General features: G+C 59.7%; 26 protein-coding genes. 15 read left to right on the forward strand and 11 right to left on the reverse strand.

Annotation, left to right across the window (positions count from 1 at the left end):
* Positions 1-42: 42 nt before the first annotated feature.
* Together ACZ0A4_RS01665 and olsB are read right to left on the reverse strand one after the other, a co-directional pair.
* Positions 43-834 carry a lysophospholipid acyltransferase family protein gene (locus ACZ0A4_RS01665; protein WP_463572802.1) on the reverse strand — a complete coding sequence of 264 codons (792 nt, stop codon included), beginning with the start codon at positions 832-834 and terminating at the stop codon, positions 43-45.
* On the reverse strand, positions 834-1,589 hold the full coding sequence (gene olsB, locus ACZ0A4_RS01670) for an L-ornithine N(alpha)-acyltransferase (protein WP_007916280.1): 756 nt from the start codon (positions 1,587-1,589) through the stop codon (positions 834-836). Before olsB ends, ACZ0A4_RS01665 begins: the two co-directional genes overlap by 1 nt.
* Positions 1,590-1,742: 153 nt before the next feature.
* On the opposite strand from olsB, the gene ACZ0A4_RS01675 reads away from it, so the two are divergent.
* From ACZ0A4_RS01675 to ACZ0A4_RS01695, 5 genes are all read left to right on the forward strand, one after another.
* A complete protein-coding gene (locus tag ACZ0A4_RS01675) occupies positions 1,743-2,621 on the forward strand; it encodes an acyl-CoA dehydrogenase middle domain-containing protein (protein WP_463572803.1) in 879 nt (292 codons plus the stop codon).
* A gap of 167 nt (positions 2,622-2,788) precedes the next feature.
* Complete coding sequence (locus ACZ0A4_RS01680) at positions 2,789-3,862, forward strand: serine hydrolase domain-containing protein (RefSeq protein WP_463572804.1); 1,074 nt, start codon at positions 2,789-2,791, stop codon at positions 3,860-3,862.
* Entirely contained in the window at positions 3,859-4,155 is a 297-nt protein-coding gene (locus ACZ0A4_RS01685; RefSeq protein WP_463572805.1) for an amidase, read from the forward strand. Before ACZ0A4_RS01680 ends, ACZ0A4_RS01685 begins: the two co-directional genes overlap by 4 nt.
* 220 nt (positions 4,156-4,375) lie before the next feature.
* On the forward strand, positions 4,376-4,966 hold the full coding sequence (locus ACZ0A4_RS01690) for a YceI family protein (protein WP_016982797.1): 591 nt from the start codon (positions 4,376-4,378) through the stop codon (positions 4,964-4,966).
* Position 4,967: 1 nt separating this feature from the next.
* Entirely contained in the window at positions 4,968-6,125 is a 1,158-nt protein-coding gene (locus ACZ0A4_RS01695; protein WP_463572807.1) for a phospholipase D-like domain-containing protein, read from the forward strand.
* A 140-nt stretch (positions 6,126-6,265) separates the two neighbouring features.
* Here the strand turns inward: ACZ0A4_RS01695 and bglX are convergent, their stop codons facing one another.
* A complete protein-coding gene (gene bglX, locus ACZ0A4_RS01700; RefSeq protein ID WP_463572809.1) occupies positions 6,266-8,557 on the reverse strand; it encodes a beta-glucosidase BglX in 2,292 nt (763 codons plus the stop codon).
* A gap of 260 nt (positions 8,558-8,817) precedes the next feature.
* On the opposite strand from bglX, the gene ACZ0A4_RS01705 reads away from it, so the two are divergent.
* The 4 genes from ACZ0A4_RS01705 (at position 8,818) to ACZ0A4_RS01720 (ending at position 12,357) form a co-directional block, all read left to right on the forward strand.
* A complete protein-coding gene (locus ACZ0A4_RS01705; protein WP_463572810.1) occupies positions 8,818-9,426 on the forward strand; it encodes a LemA family protein in 609 nt (202 codons plus the stop codon).
* Positions 9,427-9,439: 13 nt separating this feature from the next.
* Positions 9,440-10,201: a TPM domain-containing protein gene (locus tag ACZ0A4_RS01710; protein ID WP_463572811.1), complete on the forward strand. Its 762-nt coding sequence runs from the start codon at positions 9,440-9,442 to the stop codon at positions 10,199-10,201.
* 33 nt (positions 10,202-10,234) lie between these two features.
* Positions 10,235-10,852 (forward strand): TPM domain-containing protein, encoded by a 618-nt coding sequence (locus tag ACZ0A4_RS01715; protein WP_095049173.1) that lies wholly within the window; start codon positions 10,235-10,237, stop codon positions 10,850-10,852.
* A gap of 287 nt (positions 10,853-11,139) precedes the next feature.
* On the forward strand, positions 11,140-12,357 hold the full coding sequence (locus ACZ0A4_RS01720; RefSeq protein WP_463572812.1) for a class I SAM-dependent methyltransferase: 1,218 nt from the start codon (positions 11,140-11,142) through the stop codon (positions 12,355-12,357).
* 67 nt (positions 12,358-12,424) lie between these two features.
* On the opposite strand, the gene ACZ0A4_RS01725 is transcribed toward ACZ0A4_RS01720, so the two are convergent.
* Positions 12,425-13,330 carry a DMT family transporter gene (locus ACZ0A4_RS01725; RefSeq protein WP_463572813.1) on the reverse strand — a complete coding sequence of 302 codons (906 nt, stop codon included), beginning with the start codon at positions 13,328-13,330 and terminating at the stop codon, positions 12,425-12,427.
* Between the two features lie 267 nt (positions 13,331-13,597).
* On the opposite strand from ACZ0A4_RS01725, the gene ACZ0A4_RS01730 reads away from it, so the two are divergent.
* Both ACZ0A4_RS01730 and ACZ0A4_RS01735 read left to right on the forward strand, forming a co-directional pair.
* Positions 13,598-14,179, forward strand: coding sequence for a DJ-1/PfpI family protein (locus tag ACZ0A4_RS01730; RefSeq protein ID WP_095049176.1), 582 nt, complete (start codon positions 13,598-13,600; stop codon positions 14,177-14,179).
* Between the two features lie 13 nt (positions 14,180-14,192).
* On the forward strand, positions 14,193-14,498 hold the full coding sequence (locus tag ACZ0A4_RS01735) for a ribbon-helix-helix domain-containing protein (RefSeq protein WP_463572814.1): 306 nt from the start codon (positions 14,193-14,195) through the stop codon (positions 14,496-14,498).
* Positions 14,499-14,627: 129 nt separating this feature from the next.
* On the opposite strand, the gene ACZ0A4_RS01740 is transcribed toward ACZ0A4_RS01735, so the two are convergent.
* The 3 genes from ACZ0A4_RS01740 to ACZ0A4_RS01750 form a co-directional block, all read right to left on the reverse strand.
* Complete coding sequence (locus tag ACZ0A4_RS01740; protein WP_463572815.1) at positions 14,628-17,186, reverse strand: TonB-dependent receptor; 2,559 nt, start codon at positions 17,184-17,186, stop codon at positions 14,628-14,630.
* Positions 17,187-17,307: 121 nt separating this feature from the next.
* Positions 17,308-18,267: a FecR family protein gene (locus tag ACZ0A4_RS01745; protein ID WP_463572816.1), complete on the reverse strand. Its 960-nt coding sequence runs from the start codon at positions 18,265-18,267 to the stop codon at positions 17,308-17,310.
* Entirely contained in the window at positions 18,264-18,800 is a 537-nt protein-coding gene (locus ACZ0A4_RS01750; RefSeq protein WP_463572817.1) for an RNA polymerase sigma factor, read from the reverse strand. The genes ACZ0A4_RS01745 and ACZ0A4_RS01750 overlap by 4 nt, the downstream gene beginning before the upstream one ends.
* Before the next feature lie 155 nt (positions 18,801-18,955).
* Here ACZ0A4_RS01750 and ACZ0A4_RS01755 point away from each other — a divergent pair, with 155 nt between their 5' ends.
* A complete protein-coding gene (locus tag ACZ0A4_RS01755; protein WP_463572818.1) occupies positions 18,956-19,300 on the forward strand; it encodes a YegP family protein in 345 nt (114 codons plus the stop codon).
* Between the two features lie 141 nt (positions 19,301-19,441).
* On the opposite strand, the gene ACZ0A4_RS01760 is transcribed toward ACZ0A4_RS01755, so the two are convergent.
* Together ACZ0A4_RS01760 and ACZ0A4_RS01765 are read right to left on the reverse strand one after the other, a co-directional pair.
* Entirely contained in the window at positions 19,442-20,323 is an 882-nt protein-coding gene (locus ACZ0A4_RS01760) for a dihydrodipicolinate synthase family protein (RefSeq protein ID WP_463572820.1), read from the reverse strand.
* Positions 20,324-20,345: 22 nt separating this feature from the next.
* Positions 20,346-21,128: an aldolase gene (locus ACZ0A4_RS01765; protein WP_007911518.1), complete on the reverse strand. Its 783-nt coding sequence runs from the start codon at positions 21,126-21,128 to the stop codon at positions 20,346-20,348.
* 106 nt (positions 21,129-21,234) lie between these two features.
* On the opposite strand from ACZ0A4_RS01765, the gene ACZ0A4_RS01770 reads away from it, so the two are divergent.
* The gene (locus ACZ0A4_RS01770) at positions 21,235-21,777 is read left to right on the forward strand and encodes a helix-turn-helix domain-containing protein (RefSeq protein ID WP_201227620.1); all 543 of its coding nucleotides are present in this window, start codon (positions 21,235-21,237) and stop codon (positions 21,775-21,777) included.
* 99 nt (positions 21,778-21,876) lie between these two features.
* Here ACZ0A4_RS01770 and ACZ0A4_RS01775 read toward each other — a convergent pair whose 3' ends face one another.
* Positions 21,877-22,896 (reverse strand): DUF4917 family protein, encoded by a 1,020-nt coding sequence (locus ACZ0A4_RS01775; protein ID WP_463572821.1) that lies wholly within the window; start codon positions 22,894-22,896, stop codon positions 21,877-21,879.
* Between the two features lie 155 nt (positions 22,897-23,051).
* Here ACZ0A4_RS01775 and yiaY point away from each other — a divergent pair, with 155 nt between their 5' ends.
* On the forward strand, positions 23,052-24,200 hold the full coding sequence (yiaY, locus tag ACZ0A4_RS01780) for an L-threonine dehydrogenase (RefSeq protein WP_463572823.1): 1,149 nt from the start codon (positions 23,052-23,054) through the stop codon (positions 24,198-24,200).
* Between the two features lie 24 nt (positions 24,201-24,224).
* Here yiaY and ACZ0A4_RS01785 read toward each other — a convergent pair whose 3' ends face one another.
* Positions 24,225-25,037: a hypothetical protein gene (locus ACZ0A4_RS01785; protein ID WP_463572825.1), complete on the reverse strand. Its 813-nt coding sequence runs from the start codon at positions 25,035-25,037 to the stop codon at positions 24,225-24,227.
* A 36-nt stretch (positions 25,038-25,073) separates the two neighbouring features.
* Between ACZ0A4_RS01785 and ACZ0A4_RS01790 the strand changes: the two genes are divergently transcribed.
* Positions 25,074-26,414 carry an NHL repeat-containing protein gene (locus ACZ0A4_RS01790; protein WP_463572826.1) on the forward strand — a complete coding sequence of 447 codons (1,341 nt, stop codon included), beginning with the start codon at positions 25,074-25,076 and terminating at the stop codon, positions 26,412-26,414.
* Positions 26,415-26,456 lie beyond the last annotated feature (42 nt).

Genomic DNA, 26,456 nt, shown 5'->3' on the forward strand with positions numbered 1-26,456 from the left:
GCCAGCTCCCACAGGGGCCAAGGTGATTTCAGGATTTGTGTTTCAGGCAGCGATTGCCGGGCGCATTGGCGACTGTCGGGTTTCTGGAATCGATCCAAACAACGCCTTCTGCACCGCCTGCTGCGCTTCAAACGCCAACGCCGCACGTTCACGACCCTGACAGGCCATAGGCTTGAGCAGGTGCACCTCGACATCGCCGCAATCATTACTGAACAAACGCATCAAGTGCGAGAGCAAATCGTCGTCACCAATAAACGGCGCCAGCGCATCGATTTCGCCATCACGCAGGTAACGGATCGCCACCGGTTGCAGCATCACTTCGGAATCAATCGCCGCCGCCAGCAAGCGACCATGAAAGGTACGCAGCGAACGGCCATCGGTGGTGGTGCCTTCCGGAAACATCAGCAACGCATGATCGGTCTGCAAGTGACGGGTCATCTGTTTGCGGATCAACTGGCTGTCGCCCGAACCGCGACGGATGAACAGGCTGCCAGCCTTCGCCGCGAGCCAGCCGGCCACCGGCCAGGTGCGCACTTCGGCTTTGGACAGAAACGACAGCGGTGTGAGCATGCCGAGCAGCGGAATATCGGTCCACGACACATGATTGCTGACCCACAGCATCGGCTGTTTTGGCAGCTCACCGTGAACCGTCACGCGAAAGGGCAGGGCGTTGCTCAGGCGCGCCATGAAGAAGCGCGACCAGCGCTGACGCCGCTCCATCGAATGCGCCAGGCCAATGCGTTCAAATACGCCGAAGACGCTGGCCATGGTCAAACCCAGCGCCACCACCAGCAGCACCCGCGCGATCCGCGCGTACACTCGCAACCGGCTCATCACACCGCCGCCTTGAAGTGCTTGGCATAGCGCGGGCAGAGTTCGTCGCGCTTGAGCAGGATGAACACGTCGGCGACCTGGAAATCTTCATCCCAGCATGGCTCGCCGCAGATCTTCGCGCCCAGACGCATGTAGGCCTTGAGCAGCGGCGGCATTTCCGCGATCACGTTCGATGGAATATCCAGCGTCGGCAGCGGATTTTTCGGCTCGGCGCGCAAGTGTTCGGTGCACAGATACCGTTCGCGCAGGCGCTGCATGATCGCGTGGGCCTGGATGCCGCCGTCCTGCATCGGGATGCTCGCGCAACCCATCAGATAGCTGTAGCCGCCCTGATTCAGCACTTCGGCCAACTCCCCCCACAACACCGCGATGGTGCCACCGTTGCGATACGCCGGGTCCACGCAGGTACGGCCGATTTCCAGAATCGGGCCTTGCAGATGCGCCAGGCCATGCAGGCTGAATTCTTCTTCGCTGTAGAACTTGCCGAGGCTGCTGGCGGCCGTGTGATCGAGCAAACGGGTGGTCGCCACCAGGCGCCCGGTGTTCAAGTCACGCACGCCGATGTGGCTGCAGTGAACATCATAGTCATCCATGTCCAGACCCAGTTCCGCGCCTTTCAGTTTGGCGTTGAACTCGCCGCTGAAGACGTTGAAGCGCAAGGCCTGGGCTTGCTGCAGGGCCTCGGCGCCGATCAGGCGTTCGGCTTGCAGGCGGCGTTCATTGCCGGTGTCGCTGATGCGGGCGATCTGAGTCATGTGAATCTCCGTACGGGCCTTTAACCCGTCGTGGGTTGCAGCCGATCGACTTTCTTTATGCAGCCGTGTTGTGCAAAGTCAGGCTATGTAGCCCCGGTGTCATCGCCATGAACGTTCGGTGATGCTTATATGACAGCCCACAAGGAGTCTCTTATGCCCTGGCCAGATCTGCTGCACAGCCGTGAACGATTGCCCGCCGTTGCTGACCTGGCCGAGGGTTTTGCGACGTTGTTGCAGCAGTTGGGCAACGTCACACCGTTCGAATTGGCGGTCGCGGGCGGGCGGCGAATGGCGACGCCGGGGCTGGCGTTTCTGGTCGGTTACCAAGCGGCATTGCGCATGTTGTGGCCGAGTGCGCCGCTGAGCCTCGGTGCGTTGTGTGCGACCGAACAGCGCAGTTTGCGTCCGGCGGACATGCAGACGCGACTGAGCGATTTGCGCTTGAGTGGACGTAAGGATTTCGTCACTGCCGGCGATGCGGCGGACTGGTTGCTGATTGCTGCGCGCAGTGAAGAGCCTGGTGAATCGCCGCGTTTGAGTCTGGCGGTGGTCTATCCCGGCGAATCCGGCGTGACGGTGGAAAAACTGCCGGCGCTGCCGTTGATGCCGGACATCAGTCACGGCCGGTTGCATCTTGATAACTCGTTGTGCGAGTTGCTCGCTGGCGATGGTTGGGATGCTTACGTCAAACCGTTTCGCACGCTGGAAGATGTCTATGTGCTGAGCGCGATGACTGCGTGGTTATATGGCGTCGGGCAAGACAGTGACTGGCCGCAGGCGCTGCAGTTGCGTTTGCTGGCGCTGTTGGCCGGGTGTGCGGAGGCGAGCCGGCAGCCGCCGAACAATCCCGTCGGGCATGTGTTGCTGGGTGGGTTGTTTGCGCAGTTCGAGGCGCTGGAGGGCGAGGTGAGTCAGGCGTTGGCTGACGGGCCGGCAGAGTGGGCGCAGATGTGGCAGCGCGATCAGGGGGTGATGCAGTTGGCGGCGGGGGCTCGGGCCAAGCGGTTGGCCAAGGCTTTGGCGCAGGCTTGACTGGCCTCTTCGCGAGCAAGCTCGCTCCCACAGTTTGATGGCATTCCAACTGAAGGAACTCGGTCAACTGTGGGAGCGAGCCTGCTCGCGAAGGCGGCCTCAACAACACCACACATCTGTCATAAACCCCGACTAATCTCAGCAGGTTCATTCCCAGAGCCCTCCCCATGTGCAAAGGCCTGTCGCTGTTTCTGTTGCTGATCAGCTTCACCGTCCACGCCGAACAATGGCCGAGCAAAGAATGGCCAACCGGCCCAAAGATCACGGATACAAGGGCGCTGGAAAATTACGCCTTCCCGCCCCGCGATGACATCACCCGCCAGGGCATCCGCACCGACGCCCTGCTGATCATCCACGACGGCCAGATCCTCTACGAGCGTTACGCCGGCCCGACCACCGAACAAACCCCGCATCTGACCTGGTCAATCAGCAAAAGCCTGATGGCCACCGTCTTCGGTGTGGCTTATGGCGAAGGCCTGTTCAAACTCGAAGAGCCTGCCGCAAAGTTCTACCCACCACTGGCAAAACACCCGGCGATAAAAATAGCCGATCTGCTGCACTTGGCCTCGGGCATTGATTGGCAGGAAGACTACGAATATGCCCCGCTGAAATCCTCGGTGGTGGCGATGCTCTACACCCGTGGTCATCGTGACATGGCTGCATTTACCGCTGATCATGAGGCCTACGCCGAGCCTGGGCAGGCCTTCCGTTATTCCAGTGGCGACAGCAATCTCTTGGCGGCAGCGTTGAAAACTATCGTCGGCCCGCAGCGTTATGCGGATTATCCGTGGACGGCGTTGTTCGAACCATTGGGCATCCGTCACGCCGTGTGGGAAACCGATGCCAGCGGCACGTTTGTCGCTTCTTCCTATGTTTATCTCACTGCGCGGGATCTGGCGCGAGTCGGGTTGCTGATGGCCCGCGACGGTCGTTGGAAGGAGCGGCAAGTGCTGCCCAAAGATTGGCTCGCGTTCAACCTTGAACCCTTCGCCGGCTACAAGGCTCATCAGGACGAAGCCGTGCCCGGCGGCCAATGGTGGCTCAATCGTCCCGTCGATGGCGCCGCATCACCGTGGCCCGATGCACCGCGGGACACCTTCGCTGCCTTGGGCCACTGGGGCCAGGCGCTGTACGTGATTCCCAGCGAGAAACTGCTGATCGTGCGTTACGCCGATGACCGCGATGGCAGCTACCGCCATAACGAACTGCTCAAACGCGTGCTGAAGGCGGTGCGGCCATGAAGCGCTTTCTGTTGTTGCTGCTTGTTTTGCTGCTCGGCTGGATCGGCTACGAGCGCGAAAATCTGTGGGCCTTCCCCGACATCATCAGCGCCTACACCGCCAAGGAATATTGTTCGTGCCGGTATGTGATGAACAACGACGCCGAGTATTGCCGTGGCTATGTAAAACAATGGCTGCCGACCAGCCACTTCACCGATGACAGCGCCAGCAAAACCATAACCGTCAGCGGCATGGGCCGCAGCAATAGCGCCCAATGGTTGAGCGAACGGCAAGGCTGTCGCCTCATCCCCTGAAAACAAACAATCCCCTTGAAAATAGAGTGCCCTGTGGGAGCTGGCTTGCCAGCGATGAGGCCGGCAGATTCAACATCTCCTCTGACTGGCGGACCGCCATCGCTGGCAAGCCAGCTCCCACAGGGGTTTTCATCAGTTGATGGATTTGCGGCGAACGAGTTTGCAATAACCGCGTGGGCGGTTAAGGTTCGTGCAGGTTTATCGGCCCCACGAGTGTTCAATGTTCAACCGCTCCCTCTGTGCAACCCTGTCCAGCCTGCTGCTCGCCGCCGTCGCGCTGCCGGCGCAGGCCAATTGGTATCTGGACGGCGAGTCGTCGCGGCTGTCGTTCGTCAGCACGAAAAATGCCAATGTCTCCGAAGTGCAGCGCTTTCTGGTGCTGCATGGCAAGGTCGACCCTAACGGTCGCGCCGAAGTCGAAGTCGAGCTGGACTCGATCAACAGCGGCATCCCGCTGCGCGACGAGCGCATGCGTAAGGAGCTGTTCCAGATCGAGCAATTCCCCGAAGCGACCATCACCACCCAGATCGATCTGCGCCCGATCAACGATCTGGCCCCCGGTGCGCAACTGGAATTGCGTCTGCCGCTGACCGTCAACCTCCATGGCAAGCAACACGAATACCCGGCCGAACTGCTGGCGACGCGCCTCGATGACCGGCGCTTTCAAGTTGTCACTCTGGAACCGCTGGTGATCAACGCCGAGGATTTTGATCTGGCGCCGGGGCTGGAAAGCCTGCGCAAACTCGCCGACCTGTCGGCGATCAGTCTGTCGGTGCCGGTGGGTGCGGTGCTGATCTTCACGGCGCGCTGACATGCGGGGCGCAGTGTTCCCATGGCGTGACGGCAACCGTTTCGAGCTGTTGATCGACGGCCCGCAATTCTTTCCGCGCATGCTCGAGCAGATCGCCGGCGCTCAAGAGCAGATCGAGCTTGAGCTGTATCTGGTCGAGGCGGGCGCCTGTGCCGAAACCATCGTGCAGGCGCTGGTGCTGGCGGCCGAACGCGGTGTGCGTGTGCGTTGTCTGTTCGATGATTACGGCAGTCTGGCGTTTACGCTCAATCTGCGCCAGCGCCTGACGCACGCCGGGGTTGAACTGCGCTTTTACAATCGGCTGAACTGGCGGCGCTGGGTCGGCAATTTTTACCGCGATCACCGCAAATTGCTGCTGGTTGATCAGCGTCTGGCCGTGGTCGGCGGCACCGGCGTTACCGACGAATTCTGGACGCCGGGGCATGACACCAGCGAATGGCACGAAGTGATGGTCGAGATCAGCGGCCCGCTGGTGATCGACTGGCAATTGCTGTTTGATCGTCAGTGGATCGCCAACCGCTATCGCCGCGCCTGGCGCCCGGCCGCACATTTCGGCCTGCCGCGTTTACCGCGAGTGCCGGACAAGGGCGAGGGCATGGGCCGTGTGGCGTATGCCGATGCCCGCCAGCATCGCGACATTCTGCAGTCGCTGTTTCGCGCCTTGAACAGCGGCCAGCAACGCATCTGGATGGCCACGCCGTACTTCCTGCCGACCTGGAAAATCCGCCGCTCCCTGCGCAAGGCGGCGGCGCGCGGTGTCGACGTGCGTTTGCTGTTGACCGGGCCGCGCACCGATCACCCGTCAGTGCGTTACGCCGGGCACCGTTATTACCCGCGACTGCTCAAGACCGGGGTGCAGATCTTTGAATACCAGCCGTGCTTCCTGCATTTGAAAATGGTGCTGGTGGACGATTGGGTGAGCATCGGTTCGTGCAACTTCGATCACTGGAATCTGCGTTTCAATCTGGAGGCGAATCTGGAGGCGCTGGATCCGTCGTTGACGGCAGCAGTAGAGGCGAGTTTTGTGAAGGACTTCGGGCTGAGTCAGTTGGTGAGTCTGGAGGAGTGGCAGCGCCGGCCGTTGTGGCGGCGAGTGAAGCAGCGGGTGTGGGGCTGGGTGGATCGGGTGGTGGTCAACATCCTTGATCGCCGCGGCTAAAACCGATTCTGAATACACCCTGAATCCAATGTGGGAGCGAGCCTGCTCGCGAAAGCGGTGTGTCAGTCAGCAATTGTTTAGCTGAATGACCGCTTTCGCGAGCAAGCTCGCTCCCACAGGGTTTTGCGGTGTGCTTGCGGTTACAGCAACTCGAAGCTCTGCTGCGTCACGTCCTGCGAATCCAGGCCGATCTGCACGTTGAACTTGCCAGGCTCTGCCGCGTATTTGAGCTGGGCGTTGTAGAACTTCAGGTCATCCTCGCTGATGGTGAAGTGCACGACTTTTTGTTCACCGGCCTTGAGCATGATTTTCTGGAAGTTCTTCAGTTCTTTCACCGGGCGGATCATCGAACCGGTAACGTCCTGGATGTACAGCTGCACCACGGTTTCGCCGTCACGCTTGCCGGTGTTTTTCACCATGACGCTGGCGTCGAGTTTGCCGGTGGCGTTCAGGGTGGTCGACGACAGCGCCATGTCGCTCAGGGCGAATTGCGTGTAGCTCAGGCCATACCCGAACGGGAACAGCGGGCCCGTGGTGTCATCGAAATACTGCGAGGTGTAGTTGCCCGGTTTGCCCGGCGTGAACGGCCGGCCAATGCTCAGGTGGTTGTAGTAGGTCGGGATCTGGCCCACGGAGCGCGGGAAGGTCACCGGCAGTTTGCCTGACGGGTTGTAGTCGCCGAACAGTACGTCAGCGATGGCGTTACCGCCCTCGGTACCGCTGAACCAGGTTTCCAGAATCGCATCAGCCGACTGGTTCTCTTCGAGGATGGTCAGCGGACGGCCGTTCATCAGTACCAGCACCAGCGGTTTGCCGGTGGCTTTCAGCGCACGGATCAGCTCGCGCTGGTTTTCCGGGATGTTCAGGTCGGTACGGCTGGAGGATTCGTGGGACATGCCACGGGACTCGCCCACGGCAGCGACGATCACGTCAGCATCCTTTGCCGCTTTCACCGCTTCGTCGATCAGCACGTTGGCCGGTCGCGGGTCATCGACCACTTCCGGCGCATCGAAATTGAGGAAATTCAGGTAATCCAGGACCTTCTTGTCGGTGGTGATGTTGGCGCCACGGGCGTAGATCAGATTCGTCTTGTTGCCGATCACCGAGCTCATGCCGTCGAACAGGGTCACCGATTGCGCAGGCTTACCCGCTGCAGCCCAGCTGCCCATCATATCGATCGGGGCTTTGGCCAATGGGCCGACCAGCATGACTTTTGCGTCTTTCTTCAGCGGCAGGGTTTCATTCTGGTTTTTCAGCAGCACCAGGCTGCGACGCGCGACTTCACGTGCCTCGGCGCGGTGCAGACGGCTTTCGGCGTAGGTGTCGGCCGGATCGTCTTCAGCCTTGCCGATACGCAGGTACGGGTCCTTGAACAGGCCCATGTCGTACTTGGCGGCGAGGACTTCGCGCACGGCGTTGTCGATGTCTTTCTGTTCGATCTCGCCGGACTTGAGCAGCCCCGGCAGCTCTTTGCCGTACAGGGTGTCGTTCATGCTCATGTCGATGCCGGCCTTGATCGCCAGCTTCGCCGCTTCACGACCGTCGCGGGCGACGCCGTGCTTGATCAGTTCGAAAATCGCACCGTGGTCGCTGACCGCCAGGCCTTTGAAGCCCCAGTCGCGGCGCAGCAGATCGTTCATCAGCCAGGTGTTGGCGGTGGCCGGAATGCCGTTGATCGAGTTCAACGCGACCATCACACCGCCGGCGCCGGCATCGATCGCGGCGCGGTACGGCGGCAGGTAATCCTGATACATCTTCACCGGACTCATGTCGACGGTGTTGTAGTCGCGACCGCCCTCGACCGCGCCGTACAGAGCGAAGTGCTTGACGCTGGCCATGATGCTGTCGGCCGCGCTCGGGGTGGCGCCCTGATAGGCGCGCACCATGACGCCGGCGATGCGCGAGGTCAGGTAAGTGTCTTCACCGAAACCTTCGGAACTGCGGCCCCAGCGTGGGTCGCGGGAGATATCGACCATCGGCGCGAAGGTGATGTCGAGGCTGTCGGCAGCGGCTTCTTTGGCGGCAACGCGGCCGGACTGGCCGATGGCGTCCATGTCCCAGCTCGAGGCGAGGGCCAGCGGAATCGGGAAAATCGTACGGTGACCGTGGATCACGTCGTACGCGAAAAACATCGGAATCTTCAGGCGGCTGCGCATGGCCGCGTCCTGCATCGGACGGTTTTCCGGACGGGTGATCGAGTTGAAGGTGCCGCCGATGTTGCCGGCCGCGATCTCCTTGCGGATCAACTCGCGGGGCATTTCCGGGCCGATGCTGATCAGGCGCAACTGGCCGATCTTTTCATCGAGGGTCATCTGGTTCATCAGGTTGCTGATGAACGCGTCCTTGTTATCCAGGGGTACCGGGGTCGTGGCGGCCAATACTTGATGACTGGCCAGGCTGACGAACAGACCCAGCAAACACAGCTTCTTCATGAATATTTTTCTCAAGGGCCCAAGCGGCAATGCAACGCCGGCCAGCCAAAATTTAGGGAGCGACTATTGTTGTTCGGGTACAGGCTCAAAGAAACAGAGCCAAAACGGCAGCCGACACTTGGCAGCATGATCACGCAGGGCACTTTTTAGCCCATTGCCCCGTCGTAATCCAGCGACGCGGCCGATTATGCCCCAAGAGCCCGCTGAGAATGTTTCGCGCTCGGTTTTTATAATGATATGTGCCAAGGAGCATCACTGCGATGAATGCAAGTCCAACCTATCGCTCGCGTTTGCAGGTCGCCACGCTGCTGGTGCTGGCCACGTTGCTGACGGCGTGCGGCATCAACAATATCCCGACCCTCGACGAACAGGCCAAAGCCGCGTGGGGCCAGGTGCAGAACCAGTACCAGCGCCGCGCCGACCTGATCCCCAATCTGGTGGAAACGGTGAAGGGTTATGCCAAGCATGAAGAGGAAACCCTGACGGCAGTGATCGAGGCTCGGGCGAAAGCCACGTCGATCCAGGTCGATGCCAGCACCCTCGACAACCCGGAAAAACTCAAGCAGTTCCAGCAGGCGCAGGATCAACTGACCGGTGCGTTGAGCCGCTTGATGGTGGTCTCCGAGCGCTACCCGGATCTGAAAGCCAACCAGAACTTCCTCGCCCTGCAATCGCAACTTGAGGGCACGGAAAACCGCATCGCCGTGGCGCGCCGCGATTTCATTCTGGCGGTGCAGAAGTACAACACCGAGATTCGCACCTTCCCCGGCCGTCTCTGGCACAGCGTGATGTACAGCGATTTGCCGATCCGCGAAACCTTCGAAGCCACCACGCCCGGTGCGGAAAAAGCGCCGCAAGTGAAATTCTGATTCGAGGTTGCCCATGCGTGCGTTGAAAATGGGCCTGGTGCTGATGCTGTGGTTGTTCGCCTTCAGCGCCCGGGCCGAGTTGACGTTCCCGGCGCTGAGCGGGCGGGTGGTGGACGAAGCGCAGATGATCGAGCCGTCGGTGCGCGCGCAACTGAGCCAGCAGTTGCAGGCCCACGAACAGGCGACCGGCGAGCAACTGGTCGTGGTTACCGTGCCGGATTTGCAAGGCACAACCATTGAGGACTTCGGCGTTCAGCTCGGTCGACATTGGGCCATCGGTCAAAAGGACAAGAACAACGGTGCGCTGCTGATCGTTGCCCGTGACGAGCGCAAACTGCGTATCGAAGTCGGTTATGGCCTCGAAGACCGGCTGACCGACGCGCAAACATCGGTGATCATCCATCAAGTCATCACCCCCGCGTTCAAGGCCGGCAACTTCAGCAAAGGCATCAGCGATGGCGTGGCGGCGATGCTGGTGGTGCTGGGTGGAAATCCGCTCGACGAGCCATCGACGGTGTATGAATCCAGCGGTGATCCGTCCGATGATTTCATCTCGCGGCATCCGGCATTGTTCGTGTTTTTGGTGATGTTGTTCATCCTGACGGTGTTTGTCTGCCAGATGCTCGGTATCCTGCCTGCCGGCCGGGGTGGCTCCGGAGGAGGGGGCGGCTTCGGCGGTGGTGGCGGATTTGGCAGCGGCGGTGGAGGCGGGGGCGGGGGCTTCAGCGGCGGCGGGGGCAGTTTCGGCGGCGGTGGTTCGTCCGGCGGCTGGTGATATCAGAAGAATAATGAGCAGGCACTTTCCAACATGGCACTACTGACCGAACACGAACAACGCAAAGTCGCCGAGGCGATTGCCCGGGTCGAGCGCGACACCGACGCCGAACTGGTGACGGTACTCGCGGCGCGCGCCGATGACTATGCGTACATCCCGCTGTTGTGGGCGAGCCTCCTGGCACTGGTGGTGCCGGGCGTCGTGCACTACCTGACCGGGTGGCTGACCTTGCGCAGTCTGCTGCTGGTGCAGTGGGGGGCGTTTATCGTGCTGTGCCTGCTGTTTCGTCTGCCGAAAATCACTACCCACTTGATACCGCGTCGCGTGCGCCACTGGCGCGCCTCGAATCTGGCGCGGCGGCAGTTTCTTGAACAGAATCTGCACCACACGGTGGGCAGCACGGGGATGCTGATTTTTGTTTGCGAGGCTGAGCGGTATGTGGAAATTCTGGTGGATGAAGGGATTTCCAAGCGGCTCGACAATAAATCCTGGGATGTGATTGTTGCGGCGTTTACCGAGCAGGTACGGCAGGGGCGCACGCTTGAGGGGTTTGTCACTTGCATCGAAGCGTGTGGGGAATTGCTGAAGGTGCATGTGCCGGTGACGCAGGTGAGGAATGAGTTGCCGAACCGGTTGATTGTGCTGGGGTAAGACCTGGATTATTCGTCGACGCTGAGATCCAGCCCCTCACCCCAGCCCTCTCCCAATGGGAGAGGGGGAAAGGGAGCAGATCGGGGGCCCTTCAAACCTGAGTTCGGCCCGGTATTTCAGGTCGGTGTAACCCGTGAAAACACCTCACCCTAGCCCTCTCCCTCTGGGAGAGGGCTAGGGTGAGGGTACTTCTGACAACCGTTGGGTAAATAAGAGCGTGTCCCCAACCCCCATCCCCCCTAAAATACCCGCCATTCCCGATTTCGCCCGTCCGAGGCCGCTTTTCCATGTCCGTTACTGCTCCAGCCACCAACCCCGCGCCTGATCACCACGCCCAGTTTATCGAACTGCTGCAAACCAGCCTCGAGCAGAACGGCTTCATCAAACTGGTGCTGGCCAAGTACGTCGGTGACGAAGCGGAGCTGCAGCGGGTGATCATCAAAGCGGTCACCGTCAAAGCGCAGCCGAACCTGTCCTTCGTCTATCGCTACAAAACCCGCGACATCACCAAAAACCTGCCGCTAAGCGAAGGTGTTGCGACCATTGCCGCGCTGCTGCCGGCCTCGTTCAAAAATGCGCATTTGCTTGCCGTCACTGACGAAGCCCAGCTCGAATACAGCAAAAAGGGCAAGAGTTCGCTGTTCAAAAGCAAACCTCAGCAATTGCGCGAAGCTCCGTCCGCCGAGCACAACCGCGAGAAAAACCGCTTCCTCGAATTGAGCCGACCGTTCCTCAAGGACCTGGGCGTGACCAACGCGCAACATGAGCTGATCCCGGCGATGTCGCGCAAGTGGAAGCAGATCAACAAATTCATCGAAGTATTCAGCCATGCCCTGACCTCGTCGCCGCTGGCGCTGGACAAACCGGTGCGTGTGGCGGATTTCGGTTCGGGCAAGGGTTATCTGACGTTCGCGATTCACGATTACCTGCGCAACACCCTGAAGGCCGAGGGCGAAGTCACCGGCGTCGAGCTGCGCGAAGAGATGGTCAACCTGTGCAACACCGCCGCCGCGAAACTCGATCATCCGGGGCTGGTCTTCAAGTGCGGTGACGTGCGCAGCGTGGCGCCGAGCGAGCTGGACGTGATGATCGCCCTGCATGCCTGCGACATCGCTACCGACTACGCGATCCACACCGGCATCCGCTCGGGCGCGTCGATCATCATGTGCTCGCCGTGCTGCCACAAACAGATCCGCCTGCAGATCCAGAGCCCGGCGTTGCTCAAACCGATGCTGCAATACGGTCTGCACCTCGGTCAGCAGGCGGAAATGGTCACCGACAGTCTGCGCGCGTTGTTCCTTGAGGCCTGCGGTTACGAAACCAAGGTCTTCGAGTTCATCTCGCTGGATCACACCAACAAGAACAAGATGATTCTGGCGGTGAAACGCGCCGAGCCGGTGGATTCGGCACAGTTGTTGGTGAAGATCGAAGAGTTGAAAGCCTTCTACAACATCAGCGAGCACTGCCTGGAAACTCTCCTGCGCGGTGACGGCTACCTCGTCTGACACAAAAAACCTGTGGGAGCGAGCTTGCTCGCGAAGGGGCCATAACAGCCAACATCATCGTTGACTGTCAATCCGCCTTCGCGAGCAAGCTCGCTCCCACATTTGACTTCACCGTGGTTTTACGACCGAGCATGACAGTGGCAATGACACCGCAGGCAAACACCCACGTAATCGGCTCGACGTGTTCACCAAAAAACAGCGCCGAAAACGCGATGGTGAAGAAGATCTGCAACAACTGGATCTGACTGACCCGGGCAATGCCACCCATGGCCAGCCCGGCGTACCACGCAAAGAATCCAAGAAACTGCGAAAACAGCGCCACATAACCAAACGCCCACCAAGCCTTCGCCGATACGGCACCGTGATGTTGCAGCGCCAGATACAGCACCGGCCCGATCAACAGCGGCGTCGACAGCACCAGCGCCCAGCAGATCACCTGCCAGCCGCCCATCTCCTTGGCCAATCGCCCGCCCTCGGCGTAACCCAGGCCACCGACGGCAATGGCGCCGAGCATCAGCAAATCACCCGCCTGAATGCTGCCGGCTCCGGTATACAGGGCATAACCGAGCACCAGCGCACTGCCCAACGCCGCGCAGGCCCAGAAGGCTTTTGACGGGCGCTCGTGGGACAACCACGCGGCATACAGCGCCACGCACAGCGGTTGCAGGCCGTTGACCAAGGCACCGTGGGACGCCGGCAATGTTTGCATGGCCCACGCCGAGAGTACCGGAAAACCCAGAATCACCCCGGCGATCACCAGGCTCAGGCCTTTGACTTGCTGCCACGTCGGCCACTTTTCGCGCCGCCATAACAGAAGCAGCGCCGCCGGAATTGCCGCAAACAGTGCTCGGCCCAAACCGTTGAGCAGCGGGTGCAGTTCCTGCACCACGATGCGGGTGAAGGGCAGGGTGAGGCTGAAGATCACCACGCCGAGCAGGCCGAGGGCCATGCCGGTGTTTTCGCGCGAGGACATGATGGGGGACCGGAATCATAGGTGGCTGGAAGGTGTCCTCATCTAGCCATAATCCGCTAACTTCGGGGTGTTACAGCTAGGCACGGACTTAGGCGTACAGTTTGAGGGCCTCTTCGCGAGCAGGCTCGCTCCCACATTTGGAATGCATTCCTCCTGTGGGAGCGAGCCTGCTCGCGAATAACGAGGTAGTAGCCGGTTGTTACCCGAGCCTGCGGATAAGGTCTACCTTGAATACTCCCAAGCATTCCCCCCAGAGGAGTCCTCCCCATGGCCGCGAAAAAGATCCTGATGCTGGTCGGCGATTACGTCGAAGACTACGAAGTAATGGTGCCGTTCCAGGCCCTGCAAATGGTCGGTCACACCGTCCACGCTGTGTGCCCGGACAAGGCTGCCGGCAAAACCGTGCGCACCGCGATCCATGATTTCGAAGGCGATCAGACCTACAGCGAAAAGCCTGGTCACCTGTTCGCCCTCAACTTCGACTTCGCCAAGGTCAGCGAGGCCGATTACGACGCGCTGTTGATCCCCGGCGGTCGTGCCCCGGAATACCTGCGCCTGAACGAAAAAGTCCTCGATCTGGTGCGCGCTTTCGACAAGGCCGGTAAACCGATTGCCGCGGTCTGCCACGGCGCACAACTGCTGGCAGCAGCGGGCGTTCTTGAAGGCCGCGAATGCAGCGCTTATCCGGCCTGCGCGCCGGAAGTACGACTGGCCGGCGGTACGTACATCGATATCCCGGTGACGGACGGCCACGTTCAAGGCAATCTGGCCACGGCACCGGCATGGCCGGCGCATCCGAACTGGCTGGCCGGTTTCCTCGGCTTGCTAGGCACAAAAATCACCCTGTAGCGAGGATCCGCCGATGTGCGAGCTCTACGTCAAGGCTGACCCGATTCTTTATGAATCACGCTCGCGTTCGCTGCGCATCTGCGGCGTGGTGACGACGTTGCGCCTGGAGAATCAGTTCTGGGACATCCTCAGCGAGATTGCCGAGGTCGACGGCATGACCACCAACCAGTTGATCGCCAAACTGTATGAAGAGGTGATGGATTATCGCGGTGAGGTGGTGAACTTTGCCTCGTTCCTGCGGGTGAGTTGTACGCGGTATCTGAGTCAGCGGCGGGTGGGTTCGCCTGAGTTGTCAGTGGTACGGGCAGTGGTGAAATAATCGGGATCGAGTAGCCTCATTCGCGAGCAGGCTCACTCCCACTTTCGACCGAGTTCCAAGTGAAATACGGTCAACTGTGGGAGCGAGCCTGCTCGCGAAGGCGTTAGATCAGGCAACGCAAATTCTGGCTCAGAAGAACCGCGTCACACTCACCTTGGCGTTGCGCCCCTGGCTGTAAGCCCGGTCCCCGCTCAGCGCCGGTCGATAGTCTTCGTTGAACAGGTTATCGACGGTCAGATTGACCTCGGTGCCCTTGAGGTACGGTTGCTGCGGCTTCCAGTTGGCGAACAGGCCCTGCACGTTGTAGCGGTCGTTGTCGTACTGATCGTAAAACACATCGCCGACGGTGTTTTTGCTCGAACCGTACTTGTCGCTCGGCAGGCGATCGGTCTGGCGGACGAACTCGCCTTGCCAGCCCACCTGCGCATCCCAACTCGGGATCTTCACACCCAGCACGGCAATCCATTTTTGCGGCGGAATGTCGCGCGCCCAGACGTCCGGCCCCCAGGGGTTGGTGTAGGCGCCTTCGTGCTTGCCGGTCATCCACGAGTAGGACAGCGAGCCGAACACGTACGTCGAGTCATAGAAACTTTCGACTTCGAAGCCCTTGATCGTCAAACCGCCAATGTTGCGATAGTTGCCCATCGGCCCCGAACCCTTGCAGTCGGACGCAATGGTGCCGCCCTTGATCGCCTGGTTTTCGCAGCCGACACCGGTGGCTTTGAAAATCTCGTCGTCGATCTTGTTGCGGAACAGCGTGGTGCGGATCTGCACGTTGTCGCGGTCAGTGAACACGCTGGCGAAGTTGCTGATGTTACCGGCGCGCCAGCCAGTGATGCGTTCCGGGTCGAGGTCGACGCTGGTCGCGGTGCGGCTGCCCAAACCCTGTACTTCGTATTGTTCATCGATCACCGGCGCGCGCCAGGTCTTGCTGTAGTCGACGAAGAAACCGACATCCGGGGTCATGCGCCAGAACGCCGACATACGGGGCGACCAACCGGTGTAGGTGCGGTCGCTGTAGTCATGGCCGAAACTCGGATCGGGATTGCTGTAGTACGGCGCTTCGTTCGCTTCGCCACGGTTACGCACGTGGTCATAGCGAATTGACGGGGTGAAGGTGAAGTCGCCGATCGTGATGGCGTCCTGCAGATAGGCGCTGTGGGTGTCGACCTTGCCCTGCGGCATGAAACTGGGCTGGAAGTGGCCGTAGTTGTACTTCGGCACATTGTAGGTGCTGCCCGGCATCCACATTTCGGTGTCGCGGCTGTGCTTGCGGATCTGAATGCCGCCAGTGACCGCATGGGCCAACGGGCCGGTCTCGAACAGACTGATGTTGCTGGCTTCGAGAATCCGGTCCTTGTAGGCGGTGTCCATCTTGCGTCCGCCGGTCGAGGTCTGGAAAAACGCCGTGGCATCACGCTCGTCTGTCTGGTCGGTGTTGGATTCCGAATAGCTCAGCTTGAAGTCGACCAGACGATTGTCCAGCGGCTGATACTGATATTTGGTCGACCAGGTTGTATCGGTGGTTTCGCGGTTGGCCAAAAAGCGCTTTAGCGCATTCTCGTAACCATACTTCTTGATGTTGTCTTTGCTCGGCGGGGTCGGATAGCTCGCCGACGAGAACGGGGTCCAGCGTTCACTCTGCGAACGCGAGTACGACAGCCCGACGCTGTGCTCATCGGTCAGATGCAGATTGAATTTGAGCAACTGGCCGTCGAGATCCTGCGCACTGTTGGGCAGGCGCTGCGGATTGATCGGATAGTCATGGCCCGGGTCCGGCGGGGTGGCGGCCAGTTTCATGTCGCCGCCATCGCGCTTGGTCAGATAGACCAGCGCATCGGCGCGGCCATCGTCGGTGCGACCGAACACAGCGCCGGTGTAAGTCTGCTGATGGTCGTTGCTGGCATAGCCATATTTGACCATCGCGCCGGTGTTGCGGTCCTCTTGCAACAAGTCCGGGGCGTCTTTGGTTTCCATGTGCACGGTGCCGCCGAAGCCGCCGTTGCCGGTGAGCATCGAATGCGGGCCTTTCTCCACTTCGATGCGTTTGATCAGCTCCGGCTCGATGAAAATCGTGCCTTGCTGGTAGCGTTCGAAGCCGCTTTTGGTCGCGCCGTCCACCGTCAGCGGCACGTCCTCGGCATCGCCCAGGCCCCAGATGTTGATGGTCTGGCCGCCGGGTTTCATCGAACCGCCCATGCTCACGCCGGGCAGGGTCGCCAGCAAGCTGGGGATGTTGCTCGGTTGATGGCGATCGATGTCAGCCTGGGTCAGGGTCGAGCGGCCAACGGTGCTGGAATCGACTTCGGTGCCGGTGCCGATCACGCTGAGGGCATCAAGCTGAATGCTGTCGCTGCTGCTGGTCACCGGCTCTTCAGGGCGCACCACATAGGTCTGGTTGACCTTGATCAGACCGAACTGGCTGTTGCCGAGCAATTGACGGATGGCTGCTTCTGCGCTGTATTCGCCATCGATGGCGGGAGCCTTGAGATCACGCAATTGCGCTTCGTCGAACAGCAACTGGATCTTCGCCTGCTGAGCGATCTGGCTCAGCGACGTCGCCGTCGATTGCGCCGGCAAATGCAGGCTGATCGACTCGGCATGCGCTTGCACGCTGAATGCCAGGCAGGCAGCGAGCAGGGTCGGTCGAAGGCAGGTGAGCGGGTACGGCGAAAACACGCGAAACATGGAATCCCCCAAAGCGGCAAAAGGCCAAAAAGGCCTGCGTCAGCAACGCAGACCGGAGGAAGACGCGGCAGGCAAAAAAAACCTCACATGCGAATGCAAAATATTCTCATGTGAGGTGTTGTCAGCGGTTTTCGATGCGAATCTGACCGTCGGCCAGGGCCACGGTTTTCACCGGGATCAACGCGGGGAGGGCATTGATCAGGGCATCCGGGTTCTCGACGTCGAGGTTGCCGGAGACTTTGAACTGGCCCAGTTTCGGATTGGCCAGCAACACTGGTTTGGCGCGATACAGGTTCAACTCATCGACCAGACTCGCCAGTTCACGGTTGCGAAACGACAGATGCCCGGTGCGCCAGTCGGCGACCTGACTGACCGCCAGTGTCTGCTGTTGCAGCGTGCCGGTGCTGAGCTCGACGGCGACCTGTTGCTGCGCACTGAGCAACAGAGGCGTGCGGTTGTCCGGCGCGAAGGCGACCTGGCCGTGGGCGACGCTGACCACCAGTTGTTTTTCCGTGCGCCGCACATCAAAACCGGTGCCGACCACGCGCACGGTGGCGTCGCCGGTCTGGACCCACATGGGCCTTTCTTTGTCCGGGGCTACTTCCACGTAAAACTGCCCGTGATCGAGAAAAATCCTGCGTTGATGGCTATCGAAGTCGATGCGCAATTGCGTGTTGGCATTGACCGACAGCGTGCTGCCGTCGGGCAATTCGAGCGTGCGCATGCCTTTGGCTTGCGCGGCGATCTGCTGCTGATAAACCTCGTGAGACATGCCCAGATGCGTCGCCAGCACCGCGCAGACCAGCGCAGCTGCGACCGCGAGAGCCGGACGCCAGAGCGCTTTACGCTTTCGCTTCGGCAGCGGAGTCGGTCGATTGACCTGCTGCAACTCACCGAGATCGGCCCACAGTTCTTCGAAGGCCCGATAGGCCTTGGCATGTTCCGGCTCGCGCAACCACTGCTCGAAGGCCTGGCGCGCCGTGCGGTCGTGATCCTGGCGATTGCGGGTGAACCACGCGGCGGCCTGGGCGTCGATGTTGTCATCGGTCGGCTCGCTGTTGAAGTCGTAAGGGCGGATCATTCTGGCTGCTCCATGCCGTTGTCTTGGTCCAGGCGTCGCTTGCAATGCAACAGCGCAAAGGCGATGTGTTTCTCCACCATGCTCAGTGAAATCCCCATGCGCTCGGCTATCTGTGCCTGACTCAGGCCTTCAAAGCGGTGCAGCATAAGGGCCTCACGCCGACGTGGCGAGAGTTCGGCCAAGACCACTTTCAGATGTTCCAGACGTTGCTGGCGCTGCGCCGCCGCCATCGGGTCGTGCTGTTCGTCTGTGACCGGCTCCGCATCGCCCTCGAGTTGCGGCTGGACGATGTGCCGAACCTTTTGTTTGCGCCAGTGATCACGCAGCAGGTTGCGCGCCATCTGAAACAGAAATGCGCGCGGCTGCTCGACTTTGGCGCGGTCGCGATAGTCGAGCCATTGGGTGAAAACGTCTTGGGTCATGTCCGCCGCATCGCTGGGGTTTTCCGTGCGTTTGCGCAGGTAATGCAGGATGTCCCCGTAAAACCGGCGAAATGAATCAGCCGATAGAGGATCGGGCGTGAGGCGGGGCATGGATATCCTTCTTGACGAAGTGGGGCGCAGGAAGTCGCGAATGATATCGAGAATTATTGCTATTTGTCATGTTGGCGATCGCGCAGCTCTTCAACAATGGCTAAAACGCTGAAACGGTCTTTACTTGCGAGGGTTCAATCGACAGGAGCAGAGACATGTCCGGATGGTACGAGTTGAGTAAAAGCAGCAACGGCCAGTTCAGGTTCGTGCTGAAAGCGGCGAATGCCGAAACGATCCTGACCAGCGAGTTGTACACCACGCGCGCGGCAGCGGAAGGTGGAATTGCCTCGGTGCAGACCAACTGCCCGCTGGATGAGCGCTACGAGAAGAAGTCGACGAAGGACGGTCATCCTTACTTCAACCTGAAAGCGGCCAATCACCAGATCATCGGCAGCAGCGAATCCTATTCATCGGAGGCGGCGTGCGATAAAGGCATTGCCAGCGTTAAAACGAATGGGCCGACGAAGGTGATCAAGGACAAGACCTTGCCGGTGCTCTGAACGCACGTTCAAATTCGCCAAGAACCCCTGTGGGAGCGAGCTTGCTCGCGAAAGCGGTCACTCATTCAACATCGATGTTGACTGAACTGACGCCTTCGCGAGCAAGCTCGCTCCCACAGTTTTTTATGTGTCGCGGAACGATCAGCGCAGGGTTTTCAGGATCGTTTGCAGCTGGGTTTGGCCCGTTTCACTCAGCGGAAATACCGGCAAACGTGGATCGCCCGATTCAAGCCCGGTCTGCCGCAATCCGGCCTTGATCGTTGCCGGCAAGCCACCCTTGAGGATGAAATCCAGCAGCGGCAACTGGCGATAGAACAAATCCCGCGCCCGATCCAGATCGCCGGCCATGGCCGCGTCATAAAGATCCAGGTTCAACTGCGGGATCAGGTTCGGCGCCGCCGTGCACCAGCCTTTCGCTCCGGCGGCAAACGCTTCGAGCGCTAGAGGATTGCAGCCGTTGTAGAACGGCACCTGACCTTCACCGAGCAGTTGCAGCTTGTGCATGCGCTGGATGTCGCCGGTGCTCTCCTTGACCATGGTCACGTTTTCAACGGCATTGACGATGCGCAGAATCAAATCCACCGACATGTCGGTGCCGCTGGTGGCCGGGTTGTTGTAGAGCATGATTGGCACGCCGATGCTCTCGCCGATGGCGCGGTAGTGGGTGAGGATTTCCGCCTCAGTGAGCTTCCAGTACGAGGCTGGCAGCACCATCACCACGTCGGCCCCGTGAGCTTCGGCGAAACGCGCTCGGCGCACGGCTTTGGCGGTGGTCAGGTCGGACACGCTGACGATGGTCGGCACGCGTTTGGCCACCTGCTGGAGGCTGAATTCAGCGACCTGATCCCACTCCGCGTCGCTCAGGTAAGCGCCTTCGCCGGTGCTGCCCAATGGCGCGATGGCGTGGACGCCACTGTCGATCAGGCGATCGATCGATTGCCCGAGCGCCGGCAGATCCAGCCCTTCGCCATTGGCGCCGAACGGGGTGATGGTGTAGCCGATAATGCCTTGAATAGTGGACATGGGAATCTCTCCGTAACAGGGTTCAGTTCAGGCAATCGGCGTGTTGGCGCAGGTTCTGCCGAGCGTAATAGTTGAAGGCGGCGGCGTGGCGTTTCGGCTTGGCGATCCAGTCATGCGCCTCGCGGCCCAGCTCGGGAATGATCGGCTTGATCGTGCCCGCCGCCATCGCCAGCAACTGCAGCTTGGCCGCGCGTTCGATCAATTGGGCGATGACACACGCCTCTTCAATCGTCGTGCCGGTCGACAGCTGACCGTGGTGCGACAGCAGGATCGCGCGTTTGTCGCCCAGTGCACCGGCAATCAACTCGCCTTCTTCGTTACCCACCGGCACACCCGGCCAGCCTTCGAGAAACGCGCAGTCGTCGTACAGCGGGCACAGATCCATGTGGGAAATCTGCAGCGGCACCTCCAGCATCGACAGCGCCGCGACGTGGGTCGGGTGGGTGTGAATGATGCAATTTACATCCGGCCGGGCGCGGTACACCCAGCTGTGAAAACGGTTGGCAGGGTTGGCCATGCCGTGACCTTCGAGAACTTCCAGATCCTCGTTGACCAGCAGCAGATTGCTCGCGGTGATTTCGTCGAAGCCCAGGCCCAGTTGCTGAGTGTAATAGGTGCCAGGCTGCGGGCCACGGGCGGTGATTTGCCCGGCAAGGCCTGAGTCATGACCGTTCTCGAATAGAATCCGGCAGGTCAGGGCCAGCTTTTGCCGGTCGGTCCACGTATTATCCGCCAGGCTTTTTTGCATCTGGGTCAGCGCTTGCTTGACCAGTTGGTCTTTGGGTAGTGCTAATGTCTTGGCCATGTCTGTGTCCTTTGGGTGATTGCAAATGACACGAAAGAGGCTATATGACACAAGGTGTCATTGGCAAGCACAAATCGTCGCTTCCTTGCTGGAATAACCGCCGCGCATGTCTATCCGTTTGAAATTATTGAGAAAAAAACTTGGGGTCACCCTTGAGGCACTGGCCGAAAAATCCGGCATGACCAAGAGTTATCTGTCGAAAGTCGAGCGCGGGCTGAACACCCCGTCGATTGCCGCCGCGTTGAAATTGGCCAAAGCGCTGAACGTCAAAGTCGAGGAATTGTTCTCCGAAGACAACGTCAGCCTCGACAGCTACAGCCTGGTGCGCAGCCACGAGCGTCAGTCACTGGCAGCGAATGACCAGAGTCCGGGGTACGCGGTGTTGGCCCATCAGGTCAGCGAGCGCAACCTGCTGCCGTTCATCATCTACCCGCCCAGCGAGTTCACTGACAAAACGTTCAAAGAGCATTTGGGCGAGGAGTTTCTGTTCGTTCACGAAGGGCAGGTCGAGGTGGATTTCATGAACGAGAAGGTGCTGCTGGAGCGCGGTGATGCGCTGCACTTCAATGCGCAGAAACCACACCGGATCAGATCGGTGGGCGAGGTGCAGGCGCAGTTGCTGGTGGTGGTGCACAGCGCCGAAGAATGAGGTGTCTGCCAAAAGCTTCGCGAGCAAGCTCGCGCCCACAGTAGACCGCGTTCCAATGTGGGAGCGAGCCTGCTCGCGAAGGCGTCAGTCAGGCCTGCATCAAACCTCAACGGGCACCGACAACTTCGGATTCCCCAACGCATGGCTCTTGGCATCAAAAAACCGCAACTCCACGCCCGTCTCCTCAAACACCTTCGCGTAATGCCGCTTCTGGTGCTGAACAAACGCCGCACTGCGCGGATAAATCGAGATCGCCACCGTCGCAGGCTTCGCCAAGCGCAGCGCCCGCACAATGTGCGCGTCCTGCTCGCCCAAGGCATGACCAAAGATGCACAGACTGCCACCATGCCCCAATAACTGCTCATAACAGAACGACAGATAATCCGAGCTGCGAAGGGTCTTGAGCTTGTCCGCACTCGGCCCTTCGGTGACGAACAGCGGCACGTCATCCAGCGTCTTGATCGTGTTGTTGATGGCGAAGCTGCCGAGCAGAGTGCCCTCGGTTGAGGTCAATTTGCGCGCGGTGCCGTCCTGATTGCGCACCAGGTGCAGACCACCGTGCAGGTACAGCAGGCGCGGTTTTTCGGTGGCAGTTTCGCTCAGATCAAAACTCGCGTTGGCGCCGTTGAACAGATCGTCGATGGCGTCGCTTTGGTGTTGCAGCGCCCAGTAGTTGAGCAAGTCGTAATTGGTGGTGAACACCGTGCGATAGCGCGCCAGTTCTTCATTCAGCGTCGCCAGGGTTGACGTTTTTACCAGTCGCCATGGAATGTGCACCGCGTGCACGGTGTTGATCAGCGCTTCCTTGATCGCGTAGTAGCGGTTGCGCGGCGCCGCTGAGCTGACGGCCAACGCTTTGTTGACCCGGCTGGTGGTTTTCAGCGCGCCGAGGACCTGCTCGAAGCTGCGTGTCTGCATGGCGTCGAACACCGCCAGTTCCGACGGGCTCAGTGGTTTTTCTTCGACGGTGCGGGCGTTTTCGAACAGCGAGTCATAGCCGAAATCGTCCCACACCGCACGGCTGGCACCATTGCCCACCAGCAAGCCGTTGAAGTCGGTCGCGGCGCGCAGGGTGTTCCAGTCTTCGAGGCTGGCGTCGACATCGAGAAAATCGGTCATTGCGTAGGCGGTCTCAAAACAAAGGGCTGATGGGCGGCGACTTTATCACGAGCGGGCATTGAGCCAGATCAACATCGCGCGTGACCGATCGGTCGATGCTGTGTCTATCCGCCGAACCGGAGCAGTCGATTCGGCCCCAGTCAGGAGACGCGCGCATGACCAGTACCTTTTTCATTCCGGCGGTAAACATCATGGGCAACGGTTGCCTCGACGAGGCCATGGTTGCGATCCGCAACTATGGTTTTCGCAAGGCGCTGATCGTCACCGATGCGGGACTGGCCAAGGCTGGCGTGGCGACGATGGTCGCCGAGAAGCTGGCGATGCAGGACATCGATTCGGTGATTTTCGACGGCGCCAAGCCAAACCCGAGCATCGCCAATGTCGAGTCCGGGCTGGAATTGCTCAAGGAAAGCCGCTGCGATTTCGTCGTATCGCTGGGCGGCGGTTCGCCTCACGATTGCGCCAAGGGCATCGCCCTGTGTGCGACCAACGGCGGACAGATCGGTGATTACGAAGGCGTCGATCAATCGAGCAAGCCACAACTGCCGCTGATCGCGATCAACACCACTGCCGGCACCGCCAGCGAGATGACCCGCTTCTGCATCATCACCGACGAATCGCGTCACGTGAAAATGGCCATCGTCGACCGCAACGTCACGCCGCTGCTGTCGGTCAATGACCCGGAGCTGATGGTCGCCATGCCCAAAGGCCTGACCGCCGCCACTGGCATGGACGCGCTGACCCACGCCATCGAAGCCTATGTTTCGACCGCTGCCAACCCGATCACCGATGCCTGCGCGTTGAAGGCGATGACCTTGATCAGCAACAACCTGCGCCTGGCCGTGCGCGACGGCAGCGACCTCGCCGCACGGGAAAACATGGCATACGCGCAGTTCCTCGCCGGCATGGCCTTCAACAACGCGTCCCTCGGTTACGTGCATGCGATGGCGCATCAATTGGGCGGTTTCTACGACCTGCCCCATGGTGTGTGCAACGCCGTGCTGCTGCCCCATGTGCAGACGTTCAATGCGCTGGTATGCGCTGATCGGCTGACCGATGTGGCTCATGCCATGGGCGCAGACATTCGCGGTTTCAGCGCGGAAGAGGGCGCCCAGGCGGCGATCACTGCGATCCGTTGCCTGGCCAAAGATGTCGAGATTCCCGGTGGCTTGCGCGAGCTTGGCGCCAAACTCAGCGACATTCCGGTACTCGCCACCAATGCACTGAAAGACGCCTGCGGTTTTACCAATCCGCGAGCGGCGGATCAGCGCCAGATCGAAGAGGTTTTTCGTAACGCGTTTTGACTGGTCACGACCGGGCGAACAGGTTTAAGCGTTATGTTTGCCCTGGCGTGTTGCGGTCACCGTAAATGTTCGAACGCGCGCCCAGTCCGAGATTTTGCCGCCAACACGGTGGATGGCCGAAACCTGCTGCTTACCGGCAGGGAAGACAACCGCTTCGTTGGCAGTCCACTGGCCATTCTCGTCAACCAGTGCGTAAGTAATCCACTTCTGCTGGATCAGATCAAAGAGGTCGACCATGCCATGGGGGACGGGCACATCGCCTTTGAGAATTACCGTTTTACCCAACTCCTGACGCTCTCGCGGTTCAGCGATCGCCGGCACGTTGCCGGCTGCCTCAACGTCTACTTCAAACGTGCGATCGTCAGTCCAGACTGAATCAACGTCCTCGTACGTTTGTCGGGCCTTTATCACGCAGGTGCCTAGTGACAGGTCGCCGCTTGTACTGAATGCCCATCGCCCGTTTTTGTTGATTTTACCTTTGGCGTGCAATTGTTTTTCATCGCTACTCCAAACCTCGATCCCAGCGTTTGGAATGCCGCTGCCGAGGAGCAATGTTGCCGGTCCAACGACTTTATTCTGTTCGGGGTAGGCCATGAACGGCGCTGCCCATGGCTCCAGTTGTGGTTTCGGTTTGCGCTTGTTGGGAACCTTCATGGATGTCTCTCGTTGCAAGGGGATTTGAACGGAAGACTGGCATGGGTTTTCCAGTTGCGAACCTGTAAGAACTACCAGTTTTTTAGCCTTTCTTGGTAGCGCGTCAATTTCGTTTTGTTCTAAAAAACTGTCATTTCTGTCAGTTGTATCGCTTGGGTGCTTCGGATCGAATGCTTTGACCAACGGGATCTGGTTCGATCTTTTGAGGAGCACACGAACATGCCGAAAGCCACAGCACCCACAATATCGAAAGCCCGCCAAACAGCAAAAGCACAATCAGCGGGAGAACTGGATGATCGCTTTGGCCTGCGAACGCTGAAGTTTCCCGGAGCGAGCAAGACCATTGGCCATGGGGTGGCGATAACCTCGTCGGGGCAGATCATGGTCAGCGCAACCGTTGAGGTATCGGGCGTTTCGTATTACGGGCTGGTGCGTCTGGATGCCAATGGCGATCCAGATCCGGGCTTTGGTAACGCCGGCTATCTTCGCGGCCAATTTGCCAGTGACCTGCTCTCGCAAGGCGGACAGTTAGTCGTTGATGCAAACGATCTGATCTATCTGTGCGGTGTGATTGGCGCGATCAAAGACGCCACCATCGAATACCAACAGGTTATCGCCCGCTTCTTGCCCGACGGCTCGCTGGACACCGGGTTTGGCGACGATGACGGTGACCATAAAAGCGGCTATCGGATTGTGCCCACGCGCATTCCTCTGCTGACAGGTGCCACGGGTGGGCATCTGATTCTGGCGAAGTCCACTCCACAGGCAGCAGAGCCGGACAGACTGTTGTTCGTGACCTCGCAAAAAGGCAGTGGATTGCTGGCGCGATTCCATCTCGATGGCTCGGACGATTTATCGTTCGAGACCAAAGGCTGGATTGTTCTGACGCTGCCACAGGTGGCAATCACGTTGCTGGGGATCATCCAACTGGGCAATGGGCTGATTCTGGTGTTTGGGAAAACACAAGTAACCAACCAGGGATTGGTCATGGCGTTCGACCACTCTGGAAAAGTCGCAGAAGCGTTTGGCAACAAGGGAATATTGCTGTTGAACCTTCAAAAGGATGACAAGCCGCTCGAAAGCTCGGTCGAACAGATCATTGTGCAAACGTCAGAGCGCTTGCTCTTGCTCGGATCGGCAGTCGAAGCGTCGGCAGGGGACAAATTCCAGCATGCGTTTATCAGCGGCATCACCCACACCGGCGAGACGGATGAAACGTTCAATGGCAAATATCCGGTTATCACCCCTGCGACAGGGACCCTCGATCTCAGGAGCTGGACGGAAGGGTTCGCCCTGGATGACAGCGCCGGCAATCGAATCGTCACGGTTGGACAAACCTCGGGGGGCACACGAGGTTTACTGACGGGAGGCTTTCTGTCCAATGGCGCCGTGGATCCTGCATTCAAAGTCGAGGGCGCGAAGGATATTACGTGGGCCGCCATCGATGCGTGCCTGCAGGATCGTTCGATCCTGGTGCTGGGAAGGAGCAACAACAGCGCGCAGTTGATCCGCTTGCTGACCGCACCTGTCGCAAAACGGCGTAACACCCCAAGCCGTTGATCAGTTAAAGATAAATCCGGGCTATCCTGCCGACTCGGAACA

This window comes from Pseudomonas sp. AC172 (genome assembly GCF_979258595.1).

What these genes read in the sequence shown, in the direction of transcription:
- ACZ0A4_RS01705 (WP_463572810.1), top strand. Translation starts at nt 8,818, where the DNA reads ATGAATGCAAGTCCAACCTATCGCTCGCGTTTGCAGGTCGCCACGCTG.
- ACZ0A4_RS01665 (WP_463572802.1), bottom strand. Translation starts at nt 834, where the DNA reads ATGAGCCGGTTGCGAGTGTACGCGCGGATCGCGCGGGTGCTGCTGGTG.
- ACZ0A4_RS01675 (WP_463572803.1), top strand. Translation starts at nt 1,743, where the DNA reads ATGCCCTGGCCAGATCTGCTGCACAGCCGTGAACGATTGCCCGCCGTT.
- olsB (WP_007916280.1), bottom strand. Translation starts at nt 1,589, where the DNA reads ATGACTCAGATCGCCCGCATCAGCGACACCGGCAATGAACGCCGCCTG.
- ACZ0A4_RS01685 (WP_463572805.1), top strand. Translation starts at nt 3,859, where the DNA reads ATGAAGCGCTTTCTGTTGTTGCTGCTTGTTTTGCTGCTCGGCTGGATC.
- bglX (WP_463572809.1), bottom strand. Translation starts at nt 8,557, where the DNA reads ATGAAGAAGCTGTGTTTGCTGGGTCTGTTCGTCAGCCTGGCCAGTCAT.
- ACZ0A4_RS01770 (WP_201227620.1), top strand. Translation starts at nt 21,235, where the DNA reads ATGTCTATCCGTTTGAAATTATTGAGAAAAAAACTTGGGGTCACCCTT.
- ACZ0A4_RS01690 (WP_016982797.1), top strand. Translation starts at nt 4,376, where the DNA reads ATGTTCAACCGCTCCCTCTGTGCAACCCTGTCCAGCCTGCTGCTCGCC.
- ACZ0A4_RS01790 (WP_463572826.1), top strand. Translation starts at nt 25,074, where the DNA reads ATGCCGAAAGCCACAGCACCCACAATATCGAAAGCCCGCCAAACAGCA.
- ACZ0A4_RS01720 (WP_463572812.1), top strand. Translation starts at nt 11,140, where the DNA reads ATGTCCGTTACTGCTCCAGCCACCAACCCCGCGCCTGATCACCACGCC.
- ACZ0A4_RS01755 (WP_463572818.1), top strand. Translation starts at nt 18,956, where the DNA reads ATGTCCGGATGGTACGAGTTGAGTAAAAGCAGCAACGGCCAGTTCAGG.
- ACZ0A4_RS01695 (WP_463572807.1), top strand. Translation starts at nt 4,968, where the DNA reads ATGCGGGGCGCAGTGTTCCCATGGCGTGACGGCAACCGTTTCGAGCTG.
- ACZ0A4_RS01765 (WP_007911518.1), bottom strand. Translation starts at nt 21,128, where the DNA reads ATGGCCAAGACATTAGCACTACCCAAAGACCAACTGGTCAAGCAAGCG.
- ACZ0A4_RS01750 (WP_463572817.1), bottom strand. Translation starts at nt 18,800, where the DNA reads ATGCCCCGCCTCACGCCCGATCCTCTATCGGCTGATTCATTTCGCCGG.
- ACZ0A4_RS01730 (WP_095049176.1), top strand. Translation starts at nt 13,598, where the DNA reads ATGGCCGCGAAAAAGATCCTGATGCTGGTCGGCGATTACGTCGAAGAC.
- ACZ0A4_RS01710 (WP_463572811.1), top strand. Translation starts at nt 9,440, where the DNA reads ATGCGTGCGTTGAAAATGGGCCTGGTGCTGATGCTGTGGTTGTTCGCC.
- ACZ0A4_RS01760 (WP_463572820.1), bottom strand. Translation starts at nt 20,323, where the DNA reads ATGTCCACTATTCAAGGCATTATCGGCTACACCATCACCCCGTTCGGC.
- ACZ0A4_RS01680 (WP_463572804.1), top strand. Translation starts at nt 2,789, where the DNA reads ATGTGCAAAGGCCTGTCGCTGTTTCTGTTGCTGATCAGCTTCACCGTC.
- ACZ0A4_RS01715 (WP_095049173.1), top strand. Translation starts at nt 10,235, where the DNA reads ATGGCACTACTGACCGAACACGAACAACGCAAAGTCGCCGAGGCGATT.
- ACZ0A4_RS01740 (WP_463572815.1), bottom strand. Translation starts at nt 17,186, where the DNA reads ATGTTTCGCGTGTTTTCGCCGTACCCGCTCACCTGCCTTCGACCGACC.
- ACZ0A4_RS01725 (WP_463572813.1), bottom strand. Translation starts at nt 13,330, where the DNA reads ATGTCCTCGCGCGAAAACACCGGCATGGCCCTCGGCCTGCTCGGCGTG.
- yiaY (WP_463572823.1), top strand. Translation starts at nt 23,052, where the DNA reads ATGACCAGTACCTTTTTCATTCCGGCGGTAAACATCATGGGCAACGGT.
- ACZ0A4_RS01735 (WP_463572814.1), top strand. Translation starts at nt 14,193, where the DNA reads ATGTGCGAGCTCTACGTCAAGGCTGACCCGATTCTTTATGAATCACGC.
- ACZ0A4_RS01775 (WP_463572821.1), bottom strand. Translation starts at nt 22,896, where the DNA reads ATGACCGATTTTCTCGATGTCGACGCCAGCCTCGAAGACTGGAACACC.
- ACZ0A4_RS01745 (WP_463572816.1), bottom strand. Translation starts at nt 18,267, where the DNA reads ATGATCCGCCCTTACGACTTCAACAGCGAGCCGACCGATGACAACATC.